The sequence below is a fragment of the Limnobacter litoralis genome (assembly GCF_030160455.1).
Classification (GTDB): Bacteria; Pseudomonadota; Gammaproteobacteria; order Burkholderiales; family Burkholderiaceae_B; genus Limnobacter; species Limnobacter litoralis.
Map to the genome: position 1 here is coordinate 38066 of NZ_BSOJ01000001.1, position 14262 is coordinate 52327.

Sequence of the window (14262 nt, forward strand, 5' to 3'; positions counted from 1 at the left end):
CAGGATATTGAAATGTCTCGATCCGAGTTGTTTTTGACCTTTGGCCCGGCGCTGGAAATGGCGTTGCTGGGCAATGTGCAGTCCGCCTTGTCAGAGGACATTGGCAGTTGCGATTATACGGGCTTGCTCATTGAAGCTGGCCAACGATGCAGGGCGCAACTGGTGTGCCGCGACCCAGCCGTGGTGTGTGGGCAACCCTGGTTTGACAAGGTGTTTGAAGTGCTTGACCCCACTGCGACAGTGCTTTGGCATGTGGCAGAGGGCTCGGTGGTGGAGCCCGGCACTGTGGTGTGCGAAATCGACGGATTTGCCCGACCGATGATGACTGCAGAACGTTCAGCCATGAATTTTCTGCAGCTGCTGAGCGCCGTGGCCACCTGCACCAGACACTACGCCGAGCTTGTTAAAGGCACGCGTGCCGCCGTCCTGGACACCAGAAAAACACTGCCAGGGCTTCGTCTGGCCCAAAAATACGCCGTGCGTGTGGGTGGTGGCGAGAATCAGCGTCTTGCTTTGTACGACGGCATTCTCATCAAAGAAAACCACATTGCGACAGCGGGCGGTATTTCCCAGGCCCTGGCCAACGCAGACAAAGTGAGATCACCCGGTGTGACGGTTCAGATTGAGGTGGAAACCCTGGCGCAGCTGGACGAGGCACTTGCAGCGGGTGCGACGTCTGTGTTGCTGGACAATTTCACCCTGGAGATGATGCGTGACGCGGTCGCCAGAACCGCAGGGCGTGCCCTGCTGGAAGCCTCGGGTGGCGTGAATGAGTCCACTGTGAGGGCAATCGCCGAAACCGGCGTAGATCGCATTTCAGTCGGCGCCCTGACCAAAGATGTCAAGGCAACCGACTATTCACTGCGGGTGGTTGCTTAGCTGCGGTTTTAAAAGGACTGTCCGTTTTTGCGCGGGCGTTGCAACACCGTGGGAAAGGCCTTGGGGAGGGTGTTTTTGTGGTCTGCGCTGTAGTGCAAACCTCGGCTTTCCTTGCGCAACAGGGCACTGGTGATGATCAAGTCGGCCACGTCTACCAGGTTGCGCAGTTCCAGTAAGTCGCGGCTAACCCTGAAGTGACTGTAAAACTCGGCAATTTCGTCACGCAGCAGTTTGATCCGGTGTTGGGCGCGCTCCAGGCGTTTGTCAGTTCGCACAATACCCACGTAATTCCACATGGTTTGACGCAGTTCGGCCCAGTTGTGCGAAATAACCACTTCTTCATCTGGATCGGTTACCCGGCTTTCATCCCATTCTGGCAATTCCATGGATTCACGGTTGGGTTTGCTCAAAATGTGGCTGGAGGCGGCTTGACCCATGACCACGCACTCAAGCAGACTGTTGCTGGCCAGGCGGTTGGCGCCGTGCAAGCCCGTGTAAGCGGTTTCGCCCACGGCATACAGGCCCGGAATGTCGGTGCGTGCGTTGAAGTCAGTGACCACGCCACCACAGGTGTAATGCGCAGCCGGAACGACTGGAATACCTTGTTTTGTGATGTCGATGCCCAATTCAAGGCAGCGTTTGTAAATTGTCGGAAAGTGCTTTTTCAATTTGTCGGCGGGCTCGTGGCTGATGTCCAGATACACACAATCCAAGCCACGCTTTTTCATTTCAAAGTCGATGGCGCGGGCCACCACGTCGCGCGGCGCAAGTTCCGCGCGTTCATCGTGCTCGGGCATGAAGCGCGTGCCATCGGGAAGTTTCAGCAAACCACCTTCACCCCGAACCGCCTCTGAAATCAGAAAGCTTTTGGCGTAGGGGTGGTACAGACAGGTGGGGTGGAACTGGATGAATTCCATGTTGGCCACACGGCAGCCTGCACGCCAGGCCATGGCGATGCCGTCGCCGGTCGCCGTGTCGGGGTTCGTGGTGTAGTTGTACACTTTGCCTGCGCCACCACAAGCCAGAACAATGTACGGGCAAGTCAGCGTGAACACCCGCTGGCTGTTTTCGTCGAGAATGTACGCGCCCAGAATGCCCGCTTTCTTTTCGTTCAGCCGATCGCCTGTGATGAGGTCGATGACCATGTGATGCTCGAACAGCTGTATGTTGGGGTGCTTGCGGACCTGGGCTTCCAGCGTGGTTTGGACGGCGTCGCCCGTGGCGTCAGCCACGTGCAGGATTCGACGGTGGCTGTGGCCACCCTCGCGAGTCAGGTGAAAGCCGTCTTTGTCTTTGGCCTGCGTTTCAGCGGGGTTTTCTTCTCGGGAAAAGGGGACGCCTTTTTCAACCAGCCAGTCGATGGCGGCCGATGCATTTTCAAGGATGTACTGAACGGCGTCTCGTTCACAAAGGCCCGCACCCGCAATCAGGGTGTCTTCGACGTGTTCTTCCACGGAGTCTGCCGGGTCGCGTACTGCGGCGATTCCGCCTTGTGCCCAGCGACTGGCGTTGTCAGAAACCGAGCGCTTGCAAATGATGGCGACTTTCAATTTGTCAGCCAGTTGCAAGGCAGTGGTCAGGCCTGCCAGTCCGCTTCCGATGATGGCAACGTCGAATTGTTTCATGGTGATACTGCTCTGATGACGAAATGATTACGATAGTCCTACATCATAGCTAAGTCATAGGCTGATATGATCACGAGGTTCAAAAATTTCAGGGGTTATGCATGTGGGATCTGCTTTTGCTGGGCAAGGCTGCAGTCATGGGTGTTGTGGAGGGGCTGACTGAGTTTTTGCCCATTTCGTCCACCGGGCATCTGATCTTGACGGGCAGTCTGATCGATTTCACCTCAGAAAAGGCGAAGGTGTTCGAAATCGTGATTCAGTTTGCGGCTATTCTGGCGGTCGTGATGAATTACAAGGTGCGAGTCGTGAGCACTTTAAAAGGACTTGGCAAAGACCCTGTTGCGAACCGGTTTACCCTGAACCTGTTTTTGGCATTCTTGCCAGCCGCCGTGCTGGGTTTGATTTTTGCCCACAAAATCAAGGAATACCTGTTTTCACCCTTGCCGGTTGCACTGGCCTTCATCGGCGGTGGTTTTGCCATTTTGTGGATTGAACGTCGCGTGGCCAGTCCTGAGCACGCCCCCAGAGTGCAGGCCGTGGACGAGATGCACTGGAGTGACGCGCTCAAGGTGGGTTTTGCACAATGTTTGGCCCTGATTCCCGGCATGTCGCGTTCAGGCTCGACCATCATGGGTGCGTTGTGGTTTGGCATGTCGAGAATGGCAGCCACCGAGTTTTCATTTCTGTTGGCCATGCCTGTGATTTTTGCTGCAACTGCTTACGAATTGTTCAAAAGCCGTGACCTGCTGAGCATGGCAGACCTGCCGCTGTTTGCTGTGGGTTCGGTGTTCAGTTTCATCAGTGCTTTTGTGTGTGTGCGCTGGTTGTTGCGTTATGTTGCCCAGCATGACTTCAGGCTTTTTGCCTGGTATCGCATTGCATTTGGTGTGCTGGTTTTGTTGACCGCTCAAATGGGCTGGATTTCCTGGGCGTAACTGCCCAGCAGGTGCTTGGCCATGAATTCGTCGAAGGGAATTGGCATGGACAGCCAGTATCCTTGCACATAGTCTGCGCCCAGGTTGCACACCTGCTGGTATTCCTCATCGGTTTCCACGCCCTCGGTGGTAACCACCAAGCCCATGATGTGTCCCATTTCAATGGTGGATTCCAGAATGATGGCACTGTCGGTGTCTTTGTGACAGTTTTGTACCAGTGAACGATCAATTTTCAGTTCAGACACCGGGAATTTTTTGAGATAGGACAGTGAGGAATATCCCGCGCCAAAGTCGTCGATGGACAGGTGGTAGCCCAGTTTAGAGAATCCTTCGAGGATGTTGAGTGCTTGCTCAGGATCCTTCATGGACGCACTCTCCGTGATTTCCAGGGTGATGAACCGGGCATCGTCGGGGTGCTTGGTGTTCAGCGACCTGGCAAAGTCAAGCAGCCTGGAGTCCTCCAGGTCAATGGCAGACAAATTCATGGACAGTGTGATGCCCTGGGTGTTGCACTGACTCACCAAGGTGTGCACTTTCTGTAAAACAATCTGGGAGATCTCCTTGATCAGCCCGGTCTGCTCTGCCAGTTCGATAAAGCCCCCTGGCGCAATCAGTCCACGGGTAGGGTGGTTCCAGCGAATCAAGACTTCCGCCTGTGTGATGGTGTTGTTTCGCACATTTAACTTGGGCTGAAAATACAGCTCAAACTGATCGGCCGCAATCGCCTCTTTCAATTCGGTCAACAAAGCCAGTCTTCGCGTGGATCGAATTTCCAGTTTTCGCTCGAATTCGATCCAGTTTCGTTGTGTTTTCTTGGCGAGTTGGCGTGCAATTTCGGCGCGTCTCAACAAGGTCTCCGGGCTGTCCCCGTCTTGAGGAAAGTGTGCGATCCCCGCGTGACTCTGAATGTCAAGCGTGTATCCTGCAACGTGCACCGTGTTATTCAGCTCTCTGCCATGAGGCACTTGCTCGATCAGCCGCTTTGCGATCGCCCTTGGCATGACTGTGCAGAACAGGTTGCCCTCAAGCCTGGCCATCACAATACTTTGCTTGAAGAAGCGGCGTGCCTTGCAGGCAAATCTGATCAGAACTGCATCGGAAATGTCGTGTCCGAGCACTTCATTGATGGAGTCCAGATTGTCGGCGCCCCAAGTGATCAATGTCAGGGGTTCGCGCGCATTTTTGATTCGATCGAGCAAGGCGAAAAACAGAAAAGCACGATTGTCCAGGCCCGTCAGCGCGTCTCGATAGGCGGTTTGTCGAATGTGTTTTTCACGATCGTGGATCAGGCGCGACATTTGTCGAAAAGATTGGGTCAGCGTTTGCAGTTCGTAAATATCACAGTCGGGCAGTGGGCTGTCCGTTCGTTCAGCCGCCACTTTTTCGCAGGTGGTTGCCAATTTCCTGAGTGGCTTTCTGACGCATCTTGAAATCCAGTCGCTGGAAAAAAAACTGATGAGCAGTATTAAAAAACCCAGACTAACCAGGTCAGGAGTGGATACATTGCCGATCGGATCGCTGTTTGAAAAGCTCGTCCAGACAGTGAGGGTGTCGTGTTGTCCTTCATCGGATTTTGAATCGACTTCCATGAAATGAAGCAGTTGACCTTCGGAGCAATGGGCGATTTGAATACGACCTTGACCTGATTCGTGTTCGGCGGGCAATTCGCAGTTCTTGGGCCAGTCTACCGTCAATCGCGCTGCTTCAAGATTGCCGTGATAGTAGAAAACGGGTTGATTGCTTTGGGCGCTGTCGATTGATTCGTGATGACTGTCGTCAGTTTGTAGCTCGTGAAGTCGACTTTGGAGCATCGTGTCGGCCTGCCGAGCCTGTTCGCTTTGAATCTGGTTTGCGACAATTGCGTAGATGGCCAATGCAAGCAACAGCATTGAGACCAGGCAGGCTTGAAAAGCGTGCAGGCGAAGTGAGTCGTGAAAGCGGAACTTCCATTGAACTGGCGTGTTCTTGTCGGGTTGTGGCAATTCGCTGGACATGGCTGCAAGAACGGTCTGATCAGGCTTGCAGTGTACGATTCAGTGTGCCGCAGAAAAATACCGCATGCGGGGTGTGTTCTACCCGGTCAGGATGAGACTCGCTCGAACACCAGGTCCCAAACCCCGTGGCCCAGGCGCAAGCCCCTGTTCTCGAATTTGGTCAGCGGCCGGGTGTCTGGCCTGGGCGCAAAACCTGAGGCAGTGTTTTTGAGTAGAGGTTCGCCTTGAAGAACTTCCAGCATGTGCATGGCGTAGTTTTCCCAGTCTGTGGCGCAATGCAGGATCGCCCCGGGCTTTAGCTTTTTGCACAAGTGCGAGATGAACTCGGGTTGGATCAGCCGACGCTTGTGATGTCTGGCTTTGCGCCATGGATCGGGAAAGTAGATGAGGACGCGACTCAGGCTGCTGTCGGGAATCATGTCACGCAGAACCTCAACCACATCATGGGAGATGATCCGGATGTTGTGGATGTCTTCTTCGCCAATTTTCTTCAGAAGTGACCCAACACCCGCGGTGTAGATTTCAACACCCAGGTAATTGACCTCTGGATGTGCTTTTGCAATTTTGGCCGTGGTTTCGCCCATGCCAAAACCGATCTCAAGCCAGTTGTCAGCCTGCCGGCCAAATCGTGTTTCAAACTGTATAGGCTCGGTGGCCGAGTATTGGATGCCCCACACGGGCATGCCCTGTTCGACCGCACGTTCTTGCGCCTTGGAAATATGCCCGCGCCGTTTGACGAAACTGCGGATGTGTTTCTGACGGAAGTCTTCTTCGGTCAGTAAGGGGGCGGGCTGATGGCTTTCTGAATTCATGGTTTGGCGGACGAGATGACCCCTTCGGTCGGAGAAGAAGGGCTCGCTGTGTAATATTTTTTGGGCATGCGGCCAGCCAGATAAGCCAAGCGACCTGCTTGTGTGGCTAGTTTCATGGCGTGTGCCATTTGGATTGGGTCCCGGGCCTTGGCGATGGCCGTGTTCATGAGTACGCCGGCGCAACCCAGTTCCATTGCGATGGCGGCATCTGAGGCTGTACCAACACCCGCGTCAACAATGACAGGCACCTTGGCCTTTTCAAGGATCAGGTTGATGTTCCAGGGGTTGAGAATCCCCATGCCTGAACCAATCAGAGAGGCCAATGGCATGATGGCAAGGCAGCCTGCGTCTTCAAGCTTCTGGGCGTAAATGGGGTCGTCGGAACAATACACCATGACATCGAAGCCGTCTTTGACCAGCTCACGGGCGGCGATCAGGGTTTCTTCCATGTCTGGATACAGGTTGGTGGGGTCGCCCAGCACTTCGAGTTTGCACAGGTTGTGACCATCGAGCAATTCACGGCCCAAGCGCAGTGTTCGCACTGCGTCTTTGGCGGTGTAGCAGCCTGCGGAGTTGGGCAGGTAGGTGTATTGGGAAGGCGGAACGTAATCCAGCAGGCTGGGTTGGTCAGCGTCCTGACCGATGTTGGTGCGACGAATGGCCACTGTCACGATTTCAGAGTCACTGGCGGCGATGGCCTGTCCGGTTTGTTCAAGGCTGGCGTATTTGCCAGTGCCTACCAGCAAACGGCTGCTGAATTCGCGTTTTCCCACTTTCCAGGTGTCTTGCATTTCATTCATGTGTACTGCTCCGTTGATTTGCCGACGATCAGCCACCACCCACTGCCACCACGATTTCAAGTGTTGCACCTTCAGAAAGCCGGGTGCTTGCGTGAGCGCTTTTGGGAACGATGTCTCCGTCCAGTTCGACCGCAATGCGTTTCCCGACCAAATTCAATTCAGTCAGTAAATCCAGAACCGTGCTGTTGTCGTTTAAGGAGTGTGGCTTGCTGTTGACGGTGACTTGCATGAAGGCGCAGGTGGCTGAAAGAAGTTTGTTACTATCAGTGGATTGGCTAGTTATATATTGTCGCATCATCCTTGCTCTTTGAGGCAGGTTCGCACAGATTTCGGAGCACCTTATGCATTCAACCGTTCATCTTTTAAAGTCCACTAGTTTTCCGGCGGTCAAGCGCTTGAAGCTTGAAACCCTGCAGGTGAATTTGGGCTACCTGTGCAACCAGAGCTGCACCCATTGCCACGTGAATGCGGGGCCCAACCGCACAGAACTGATGCAGACGGCTGAAATCGATTTACTGATTGATCTTCTGGGGCAGGGGTGGGTTAAAACGCTTGATCTTACTGGTGGTGCGCCCGAGATGAACCCTGAGTTCAAGCGGTTGGTGCGTGCAGCCCGAGCGCGCAATGTGCATGTCATTGACCGCTGCAATTTGACCATTCTCGAGGAGCCAGGCTATGAAGATCTGGCCGATTTTCTGGCGGAGCAGGGTGTTGAAGTGTGTGCATCGTTGCCCTGTTACCTTGAAGACAACGTGGACAAGCAACGCGGCAAGGGCGTGTTTGACGCCAGTATCGCCGGGTTGCAAAAGTTAAATGCCTTGGGCTACGGCGACACATTGCCCCTGAATTTGGTTTACAACCCGCAGGGCCCCAGTTTACCGCCCCCGCAAAAGGCGCTGGAGGCGGATTACAAGCGGGTGTTGGCCGAGAAGTTCGGAGTGCGTTTCAATGCCTTGTTGACCATCACCAACATGCCAATTGCCCGCTTTGGCAGCACCTTGATCAGCAAGGGCACGTTTGCCAGCTACATGGACACCCTGAAAGGGGCGTTTAATCCAGCCAACATGGATTCATTGATGTGCAAGTCTCTGGTGTCGGTCGACTATCAGGGCAATCTGTTTGATTGTGACTTCAATCAACAGCTTGGCTGGCCCATTCGCGATACCCAAGGCCGCGCCATGACCTTGCATTCGCTGGCTCAAACCAGTCTTGACCAGATTGATGTGCTGGTGGGTGAACACTGCTATGGCTGCACTGCAGGTCAGGGCAGCAGCTGTGGCGGGGCGCTTGCGGCCTGAACCGCACCGGGAATGGTTTTGGTGTGCTGAATCAGGCCTTTGGCCAGTATCAGCGCTTTCGCTGACTCTGCCGAGGCGGAGTCGGCGTATTGTTCGACCTGTTCCAGCAAATTGGACCAAGCGGTCTGATTCACTGCCATGAATTCCGCCAGTCGGGTGTGCTCCAGGCTTCCTGTGTTGATTTTCTGGCTGGCCAGCACAAGCCCTTCAATGGCTTCTTTCAAGGCCTGTTGGCCCTGTTCCACCAGGTGTTGCAAATACTCGCTTTGCTCGGATTCACTGAGTTCCAGTGACAATTGATTGGGGTCCAACCCGACCAGCAACTGTCGGCTGGCTTCCCCTGCTTTTCTCAGGCCTTGAGCCGCGCTGCGCACGTCCTCGCGCAGACCTTCCAGCTGCTTTCTGACCGCTTCAAGGTGAGTGTCTGCCTTGGTGTTGCGCTGCTCGTTGGTGAGTGCTGTTTTTGCCACTTGGGTGGCCTGTGCTGACATCTGATGAAAGGCGTGTGCGAACTGAAGCACTGAATGGCCTGAATTTTTCAGGGTTTCAAGATGTTCGCCCAGTTGGATCAATGTTTGGCGATGTTCAACGTTGTGGGTTTGTTCCAGAATGGCTTGGACACCCTGCAGCGCCTGGCTAGCACCCTGGCGCAACTGGTCGGCTTTTTCCTGGGTGTGCAGGGCTTTGCCCAATGCATTGACGCGTTTGGCCATCTGGTTGGTGCGGTTGCTGACAAACCACTGCATCACCATGGCCAGGCCGCCTGTGCCCAACAAACTGGCCAGTACACCCAGCATGATCAGGTAGCCATTGCTGGCTTCCAGAAGCAGTGTTTGAAGGGAGTCCAGTTTTTGCAGGGTGTTGAGTCGAAGCGCGGATTCCCGGCTGCGGCGCATGTCATCGTCCAGGTTGACGCCGCCAACCGGCTCTGACAGGGTTTCTATCGCTTGGGCCACCAGGTACTGTTCTTTTTGGGCAAACAACTGACCAAACCACACAATGCCCTTGTTGTTTTCGTTGACCGATTGGCCAAGCTTCAACAACGATTTCAGCGCGTTGGGTTTCGGAAATTCGGGTGGAATACGGTCCAGTTGAGCCAGCTCAGTTTGAATGTCGGCGCGCACCGCTGCAATTTGATTCAATGCGGACTCGACTTGCGTGCTGGATTGGTGCGCAGACCACAGCATGACCACCAGCAAAAGCACAGCGCAGGCGCACAAACCCGAACCAAACCTGCGCAGCCTGCCCAGCGTAAGGTCACTGACAACAGGGCTGTACAGGGGGGAGGCGCTTTCTGTGGCTGGTTCGGACACTGTGGCGCGGTCTCCAGTGGTGGTTTTAGAGTTGAGTCATCTCGAAGTCTTCTTTGCGTGCGCCGCACTCTGGGCAAACCCAGTTCGGGGGCACGTCTTCCCATTTGGTGCCAGGTGCAATGCCTTCTTCCGGCAGCCCCTTGGCTTCATCGTACACCCAACCACAAATCAGACAAATCCAAGTGTTCATTTCAAGTCACTCCTGATGACCCAAACCGGCATATTCGCCGATGGGGCCGAAAAAAAATTTCAACCGGTGGATAATACTGAGTTTGCCACCCAATCTCAAAGGGTGGCTGTACTTTCTCGAGTTTTCAATGAACGCAGTGGCACCCTTGGTCATGACCTTTTCAGCTTCAGACCCCACCAGCGGAGCTGGCATGCAGGCTGATGCCTTGACCATTTCTGCGCTCGGTGCCCACCCCTTGACCGTGCTGACCGGGTTGACCGCGCAGAACACGGTGGGTGTGGACTGGTTTGAACCTTTGTCGGAAGAGGCCATTGGTCGCCAATTGAACACACTGTTGGCCGATGTGCATCGCATTGGCGCTGTAAAGGCGGGCGTGCTGGGCAGTGTGGGCGCAGTGTCGGTGTTGGCTGGCCTTTTGAGACACTCGGCATACACCCAATTGCCTTTGGTGCTAGACCCTGTCATGGCTTCAGGGCGGGGTGATCGCTTCGGGCAAAAGGCGGTGTTCGAGGCCATGCAGACGGAGTTGTTCGGCCATTGCACTTTGTTGACCCCCAACTGGCCCGAGGCCAAAGCCTTGAGTGGCAAGCGCACCGAACGGGCTGCCGCCGACTACTTTTTAAAAGCAGGTTGTCAGGCGGTGCTGATTAAAGGTGAACACAAACAGACTGCTCAGGTTGTGAACACGCTTTATTTGCCGGACGGCGAGCGAATTGAAATGCCCTGTGCCCGCCTGCCTGGGCAGTTTCATGGGTCTGGCTGCACACTGGCCAGTGCTTGCGCAGTGGGTTTGGCGCGCGGTCTGTCGGTGACTGACGCGGTTGCGCTGGGGCTCGAATTCACCTGGGGTGCGCTGAGCCATGCGATTGTGGTGGGGCAAGGGCAATTGATTCCGGACCGAATGCACTTGATGCAAACCCTGCACGCCAAAGGGGGTAGTCATGATTGAAGGCATTTACGCCATCACGCCCAGTGGGCTGGATGAAAATCGTCTGTTGGAGTCTGCCGAGGCCGTGCTTGAGGCGGGCGTTGCTACCTTGCAGTTGCGTGAAAAAGGCCTGGCGCATGACCTGTGGATACAGCGGGCCCAGTCTCTTGCCAATTTGTGTGCCAAATACGGTGCCCTGTTTGTGCTGAACGATGCGCCCGCCGACGTGCTGTCGGTGTTGGTTCAGCAGGGCGAACTTGATGAGGCTCATTTTGCGGTGCATGTCGGTCGAGACGATCTGTCGATCGCGCAGCTGAAAGGCCTGTTGGGTGAACGCGTCCGCGTGGGCGTGTCTTGTTACAATGACTGGTCACTGGCTGAGCAGGCAACCGCTGAAGGTGCACTCTATGTGGCCTTCGGCGCTGTTTACCCGAGTTCCACCAAGCCGCTTGCCGTTCAGGCCCCTTTGTCGTTGTTCGGGCAGGCACGCGCGAACGCGTACAACAGCGTGGCCATTGGTGGTATTGGGTTGGGTCATCTGCGGGCGCTGGCCGAGGCAGGGGCCGATGCAGTGGCCGTGATTAGTGGTCTGTTTGGGGCCTCCGGCCCAACGGAAGACTTGTTGGAACCCGAGCAAATTGGGTCTGAAGCAAGTCGCTGGATTGAAGAGTTTGAAACATGGAGAAGTCGGGCATGAGCCGCAATGAAGAGTTGTTTGAACGCGCACAGAAAACCATTCCCGGTGGAGTGAATTCGCCCGTTCGGGCCTTTCGGTCGGTCGGTGGAACCCCCCGCTTTTTCCAGAAGGCCAGTGGCCCTTATGTGTGGGACGCCGATGGCACACGATACATTGATTACATCGGGTCTTGGGGCCCCGCTGTGCTGGGTCATGCGCATCCAGAAGTGATCGAGGCTGTGCAGAAAGCCGCCGTGAACGGGTTGAGCTTTGGTGCCCCCACCGAGGCTGAAATCGTGATGGCTGAAACCCTGTGCGACATGCTGCCCTCGATGGAGCAGGTGCGTTTGGTCAGCTCGGGCACCGAGGCCACCATGAGCGCCATTCGCCTGGCGCGTGGCTTTACCAACAGGGCGACCATTGTGAAGTTCGAAGGTTGTTACCACGGCCACGCCGACAGCTTGTTGGTCAAAGCGGGTTCAGGTCTGTTGACCTTTGGAAACCCGACCTCGGCTGGTGTGCCTGAGGATTTTGCCAAACACACCCGGGTGCTGGATTACAACAACGTCGAGCAGGTGACCGAGCTGTTCAAGGCCGATGGTGACAACATTGCCTGTGTGATCGTGGAACCCGTGGCGGGCAACATGAACCTGGTCAAACCCAGCTTTGAATTCCTGAATGCCCTGCGTGAGTTGTGCACTCGGCATGGTGCAGTGCTGATTTTTGACGAGGTGATGACCGGTTTCCGGGTGGGGCCACGCGGTGTACAGGGCGTGTACGGCATTACGCCTGATTTGACCACGCTGGGCAAGATCATCGGTGGCGGTATGCCAGTGGGAGCCTTTGGTGGTCGAAAAGACATCATGGCTTGCATTGCCCCGCTGGGGCCGGTTTATCAGGCTGGCACCCTGAGTGGCAACCCCGTGGCAGTGGCGGCGGGTCTGACAACACTTCGTTTGTTGAAACAGCCTGATTTTTATGAGCGCTTGACCTTGCAGACGGGCAAGCTGGTGGCTGCGCTGAACGAGGAATCTTCCGCTGCCGGCGAGGTGTTTTGTGCAGATCACATCGGTGGCATGTTTGGTGTGTATTTCAGCGCCACGCCGCCCGCGGGTTTCGCGGATGTCAACACCTCCGACATGGCGCGCTTCAACCGTTTCTTCCATGCCATGCTGAATGCCGGTGTTTACCTGGCGCCCTCGGCCTTCGAGGCGGGTTTTGTGTCGATCACCCACACCGATGAGGTTATTGAGCAAACGCGCCAGGCCGCTCGCCGGGCATTTGCATCACTCTGACGCGGCTTTTTTCTTGACCACTTCGTAGCGCAGCAGGGTTTTCTTGCGCGCTTCGTCGTGTTCAACCACCGGGCGCGGGTAGGTCTTTCCAAGCTCTACGCCCGCCATTTGCAGTTCCATCGGTGTACAGGCCGCCGGATTGTGAATCTGCTTGTTGTTCAGTTTGGCCAGTTCGGGGCAATATTTGCGAATGAATTTGCCCTCGCCATCGAATTTTTCGGATTGGCTGTAAGGGTTGAAAATCCGGAAATAGGGTTGTGCGTCGCAACCGCTGGATGCCGCCCATTGCCAGCCACCGTTGTTGGCTGACAAGTCAAAATCGTTCAAGTGTTCGGCAAAGTAACGTTCGCCCCAACGCCAGTCGATGCCGAGGTCTTTGGTTAAAAAGCTGGCGGTGACCATGCGCAGCCGGTTGTGCTGAAAGCCGGTTTGGTTAAGCTGGCGCATGGCCGCGTCCACAATCGGAAAACCCGTGTTGCCTTCGCACCAGGCTTGAAACATTTTTTCCGCCTGGGGCCCAGACTCCCACTGAATTTGATCGTATTCAGGTTTGAAGGCCTGTGTGGCCGCGTCGGGCCTGTGGTGGATGATCTGAAAATAGAAATCTCGCCAGATCAGCTCATTCAGCCAGCCCATCGCGCCTTCGGAGCCGTGTGCCTGATAGCGATCGTAGGCGGCGCTGGCGGCAGTGCGAATGGACAGCGTGCCAAACCGCATGTGCACAGACAAGTAACTGACACCACGCACTGCGGGGAAGTCCCGTTTTTCCTTGTATTTGTCGATGCGACCCAAAAAGTCGTCGAAGGTGGCCTGCGCGCCTGACATGCCGGGCTTGAGCAGGCTGAGCAGGTTGGTGCGCTCAAAGCCCATGTCTTCCAGGCCTGGAAATGGCAGCGATTCAGGGTGTTTTGCCAAACTGGCAAGTCGGTGTTCGCTGGGGTAGGGCGTGAGGTGAAAGCGGTCCAGCTTTTTCAGGCAGGCGTTTTTGTACGGCGTAAACACACTGAACACCCCCCCGGCCTGGGTCAGCACTTCCGATTCTTCAAAAATGGTCTGGTCTTTGAACAGGTGCAGTTCGATGCCCGCTTCGCCCAAGGTCGTTCTGACCGTGTCGTCCCGCTGCTTGGCTGCGGGTTCATAATCTTTGTTGGCAAACACCGCTTGCACCTTGAGCTGCCTTGCAAGGGCTGGAATGGCTTGCTCGGCGTTGTCGTGCACCAGGTGAAGGTCACCTCCTGCGGCTTGAAGCGTCTGTTTCAGCTCGGCGCAGCTTTCCCAAATGAATTCGACTCGACGGTCTGCCTTGTTCGGCAGGGCATCCAGAATGGTTTTGTCGAATACAAACACGCAATGTAGCTGTTCACTGTGCTTCAAGGCATAAAACAGGGCTGCGTTGTCCTGGGTTCGAAGGTCCCGCCGAAACCACATCAGGCCTGTTTTGACGAAGGCTGGTCGGGGTTGGGTGGACAGGGGGTGGTTGGCCAGTGACTGAGAAGTGTTCGACATGAATTGTGCTG

The 14262-nt window shown here is 55.4% G+C and carries 14 protein-coding genes; 6 read left to right on the forward strand and 8 right to left on the reverse strand.

From position 1 onward, the window contains the following. Positions 1 to 12: 12 nt before the first annotated feature. Positions 13 to 879, forward strand: coding sequence for a carboxylating nicotinate-nucleotide diphosphorylase (nadC, locus tag QQJ87_RS00175; RefSeq protein ID WP_284279228.1), 867 nt, complete (start codon positions 13 to 15; stop codon positions 877 to 879). Positions 880 to 887: 8 nt separating this feature from the next. Here nadC and nadB read toward each other — a convergent pair whose 3' ends face one another. Then, positions 888 to 2504, reverse strand: a complete 1617-nt coding sequence (gene nadB / locus QQJ87_RS00180; protein ID WP_284279229.1) for an L-aspartate oxidase — start codon at positions 2502 to 2504, stop codon at positions 888 to 890. Positions 2505 to 2605: 101 nt separating this feature from the next. Here nadB and QQJ87_RS00185 point away from each other — a divergent pair, with 101 nt between their 5' ends. Next, positions 2606 to 3439: an undecaprenyl-diphosphate phosphatase gene (locus QQJ87_RS00185; protein ID WP_284279230.1), complete on the forward strand. Its 834-nt coding sequence runs from the start codon at positions 2606 to 2608 to the stop codon at positions 3437 to 3439. Here the strand turns inward: QQJ87_RS00185 and QQJ87_RS00190 are convergent. The 4 genes from QQJ87_RS00190 to thiS form a co-directional block, all read right to left on the reverse strand. Then, the gene (locus QQJ87_RS00190) at positions 3412 to 5433 is read right to left on the reverse strand and encodes a putative bifunctional diguanylate cyclase/phosphodiesterase (protein ID WP_284279231.1); all 2022 of its coding nucleotides are present in this window, start codon (positions 5431 to 5433) and stop codon (positions 3412 to 3414) included. The two genes, QQJ87_RS00185 and QQJ87_RS00190, sit on opposite strands and share 28 nt — an antisense overlap. An 86-nt stretch (positions 5434 to 5519) precedes the next feature. Further along, positions 5520 to 6245, reverse strand: a complete 726-nt coding sequence (trmB, locus tag QQJ87_RS00195) for a tRNA (guanosine(46)-N7)-methyltransferase TrmB (protein WP_284279232.1) — start codon at positions 6243 to 6245, stop codon at positions 5520 to 5522. Continuing rightward, positions 6242 to 7036, reverse strand: a complete 795-nt coding sequence (locus tag QQJ87_RS00200; protein ID WP_431310062.1) for a thiazole synthase — start codon at positions 7034 to 7036, stop codon at positions 6242 to 6244. Before QQJ87_RS00200 ends, trmB begins: the two co-directional genes overlap by 4 nt. A 37-nt stretch (positions 7037 to 7073) precedes the next feature. Then, positions 7074 to 7274, reverse strand: coding sequence for a sulfur carrier protein ThiS (thiS, locus tag QQJ87_RS00205; protein WP_284279233.1), 201 nt, complete (start codon positions 7272 to 7274; stop codon positions 7074 to 7076). A gap of 112 nt (positions 7275 to 7386) precedes the next feature. Here thiS and arsS point away from each other — a divergent pair, with 112 nt between their 5' ends. After that, positions 7387 to 8343 carry an arsenosugar biosynthesis radical SAM (seleno)protein ArsS gene (gene arsS / locus QQJ87_RS00210; RefSeq protein WP_284279234.1) on the forward strand — a complete coding sequence of 319 codons (957 nt, stop codon included), beginning with the start codon at positions 7387 to 7389 and terminating at the stop codon, positions 8341 to 8343. Here arsS and QQJ87_RS00215 read toward each other — a convergent pair. Next, positions 8307 to 9656 (reverse strand): hypothetical protein, encoded by a 1350-nt coding sequence (locus QQJ87_RS00215; RefSeq protein WP_284279235.1) that lies wholly within the window; start codon positions 9654 to 9656, stop codon positions 8307 to 8309. The genes arsS and QQJ87_RS00215 overlap by 37 nt on opposite strands. 25 nt (positions 9657 to 9681) lie before the next feature. Beyond that, the gene (locus QQJ87_RS00220) at positions 9682 to 9846 is read right to left on the reverse strand and encodes a rubredoxin (RefSeq protein WP_284279236.1); all 165 of its coding nucleotides are present in this window, start codon (positions 9844 to 9846) and stop codon (positions 9682 to 9684) included. 127 nt (positions 9847 to 9973) lie between these two features. Between QQJ87_RS00220 and thiD the strand changes: the two genes are divergently transcribed. Genes thiD through hemL form a run of 3 tightly spaced genes read left to right on the forward strand, consistent with a single transcriptional unit; the run spans position 9974 to position 12745 of the window. Then, complete coding sequence (gene thiD, locus QQJ87_RS00225; protein ID WP_284279238.1) at positions 9974 to 10795, forward strand: bifunctional hydroxymethylpyrimidine kinase/phosphomethylpyrimidine kinase; 822 nt, start codon at positions 9974 to 9976, stop codon at positions 10793 to 10795. Beyond that, entirely contained in the window at positions 10788 to 11471 is a 684-nt protein-coding gene (locus QQJ87_RS00230; protein WP_284279239.1) for a thiamine phosphate synthase, read from the forward strand. Before thiD ends, QQJ87_RS00230 begins: the two co-directional genes overlap by 8 nt. Then, entirely contained in the window at positions 11468 to 12745 is a 1278-nt protein-coding gene (gene hemL / locus QQJ87_RS00235) for a glutamate-1-semialdehyde 2,1-aminomutase (RefSeq protein ID WP_284279240.1), read from the forward strand. The genes QQJ87_RS00230 and hemL overlap by 4 nt, the downstream gene beginning before the upstream one ends. Here hemL and QQJ87_RS00240 read toward each other — a convergent pair. Then, positions 12737 to 14251 (reverse strand): cryptochrome/photolyase family protein, encoded by a 1515-nt coding sequence (locus QQJ87_RS00240; protein ID WP_284279241.1) that lies wholly within the window; start codon positions 14249 to 14251, stop codon positions 12737 to 12739. The genes hemL and QQJ87_RS00240 overlap by 9 nt on opposite strands. Positions 14252 to 14262 lie beyond the last annotated feature (11 nt).

Coding starts and splice junctions, on each gene's coding strand:
- nadC (WP_284279228.1), top strand. CDS start 13: ATGTCTCGATCCGAGTTGTTTTTGACCTTTGGCCCGGCGCTGGAAATG.
- nadB (WP_284279229.1), bottom strand. CDS start 2,504: ATGAAACAATTCGACGTTGCCATCATCGGAAGCGGACTGGCAGGCCTG.
- QQJ87_RS00185 (WP_284279230.1), top strand. CDS start 2,606: ATGTGGGATCTGCTTTTGCTGGGCAAGGCTGCAGTCATGGGTGTTGTG.
- QQJ87_RS00190 (WP_284279231.1), bottom strand. CDS start 5,433: ATGTCCAGCGAATTGCCACAACCCGACAAGAACACGCCAGTTCAATGG.
- trmB (WP_284279232.1), bottom strand. CDS start 6,245: ATGAATTCAGAAAGCCATCAGCCCGCCCCCTTACTGACCGAAGAAGAC.
- QQJ87_RS00200 (WP_431310062.1), bottom strand. CDS start 7,036: ATGCAAGACACCTGGAAAGTGGGAAAACGCGAATTCAGCAGCCGTTTG.
- thiS (WP_284279233.1), bottom strand. CDS start 7,274: ATGCAAGTCACCGTCAACAGCAAGCCACACTCCTTAAACGACAACAGC.
- arsS (WP_284279234.1), top strand. CDS start 7,387: ATGCATTCAACCGTTCATCTTTTAAAGTCCACTAGTTTTCCGGCGGTC.
- QQJ87_RS00220 (WP_284279236.1), bottom strand. CDS start 9,846: ATGAACACTTGGATTTGTCTGATTTGTGGTTGGGTGTACGATGAAGCC.
- thiD (WP_284279238.1), top strand. CDS start 9,974: ATGAACGCAGTGGCACCCTTGGTCATGACCTTTTCAGCTTCAGACCCC.
- QQJ87_RS00230 (WP_284279239.1), top strand. CDS start 10,788: ATGATTGAAGGCATTTACGCCATCACGCCCAGTGGGCTGGATGAAAAT.
- hemL (WP_284279240.1), top strand. CDS start 11,468: ATGAGCCGCAATGAAGAGTTGTTTGAACGCGCACAGAAAACCATTCCC.
- QQJ87_RS00240 (WP_284279241.1), bottom strand. CDS start 14,251: ATGTCGAACACTTCTCAGTCACTGGCCAACCACCCCCTGTCCACCCAA.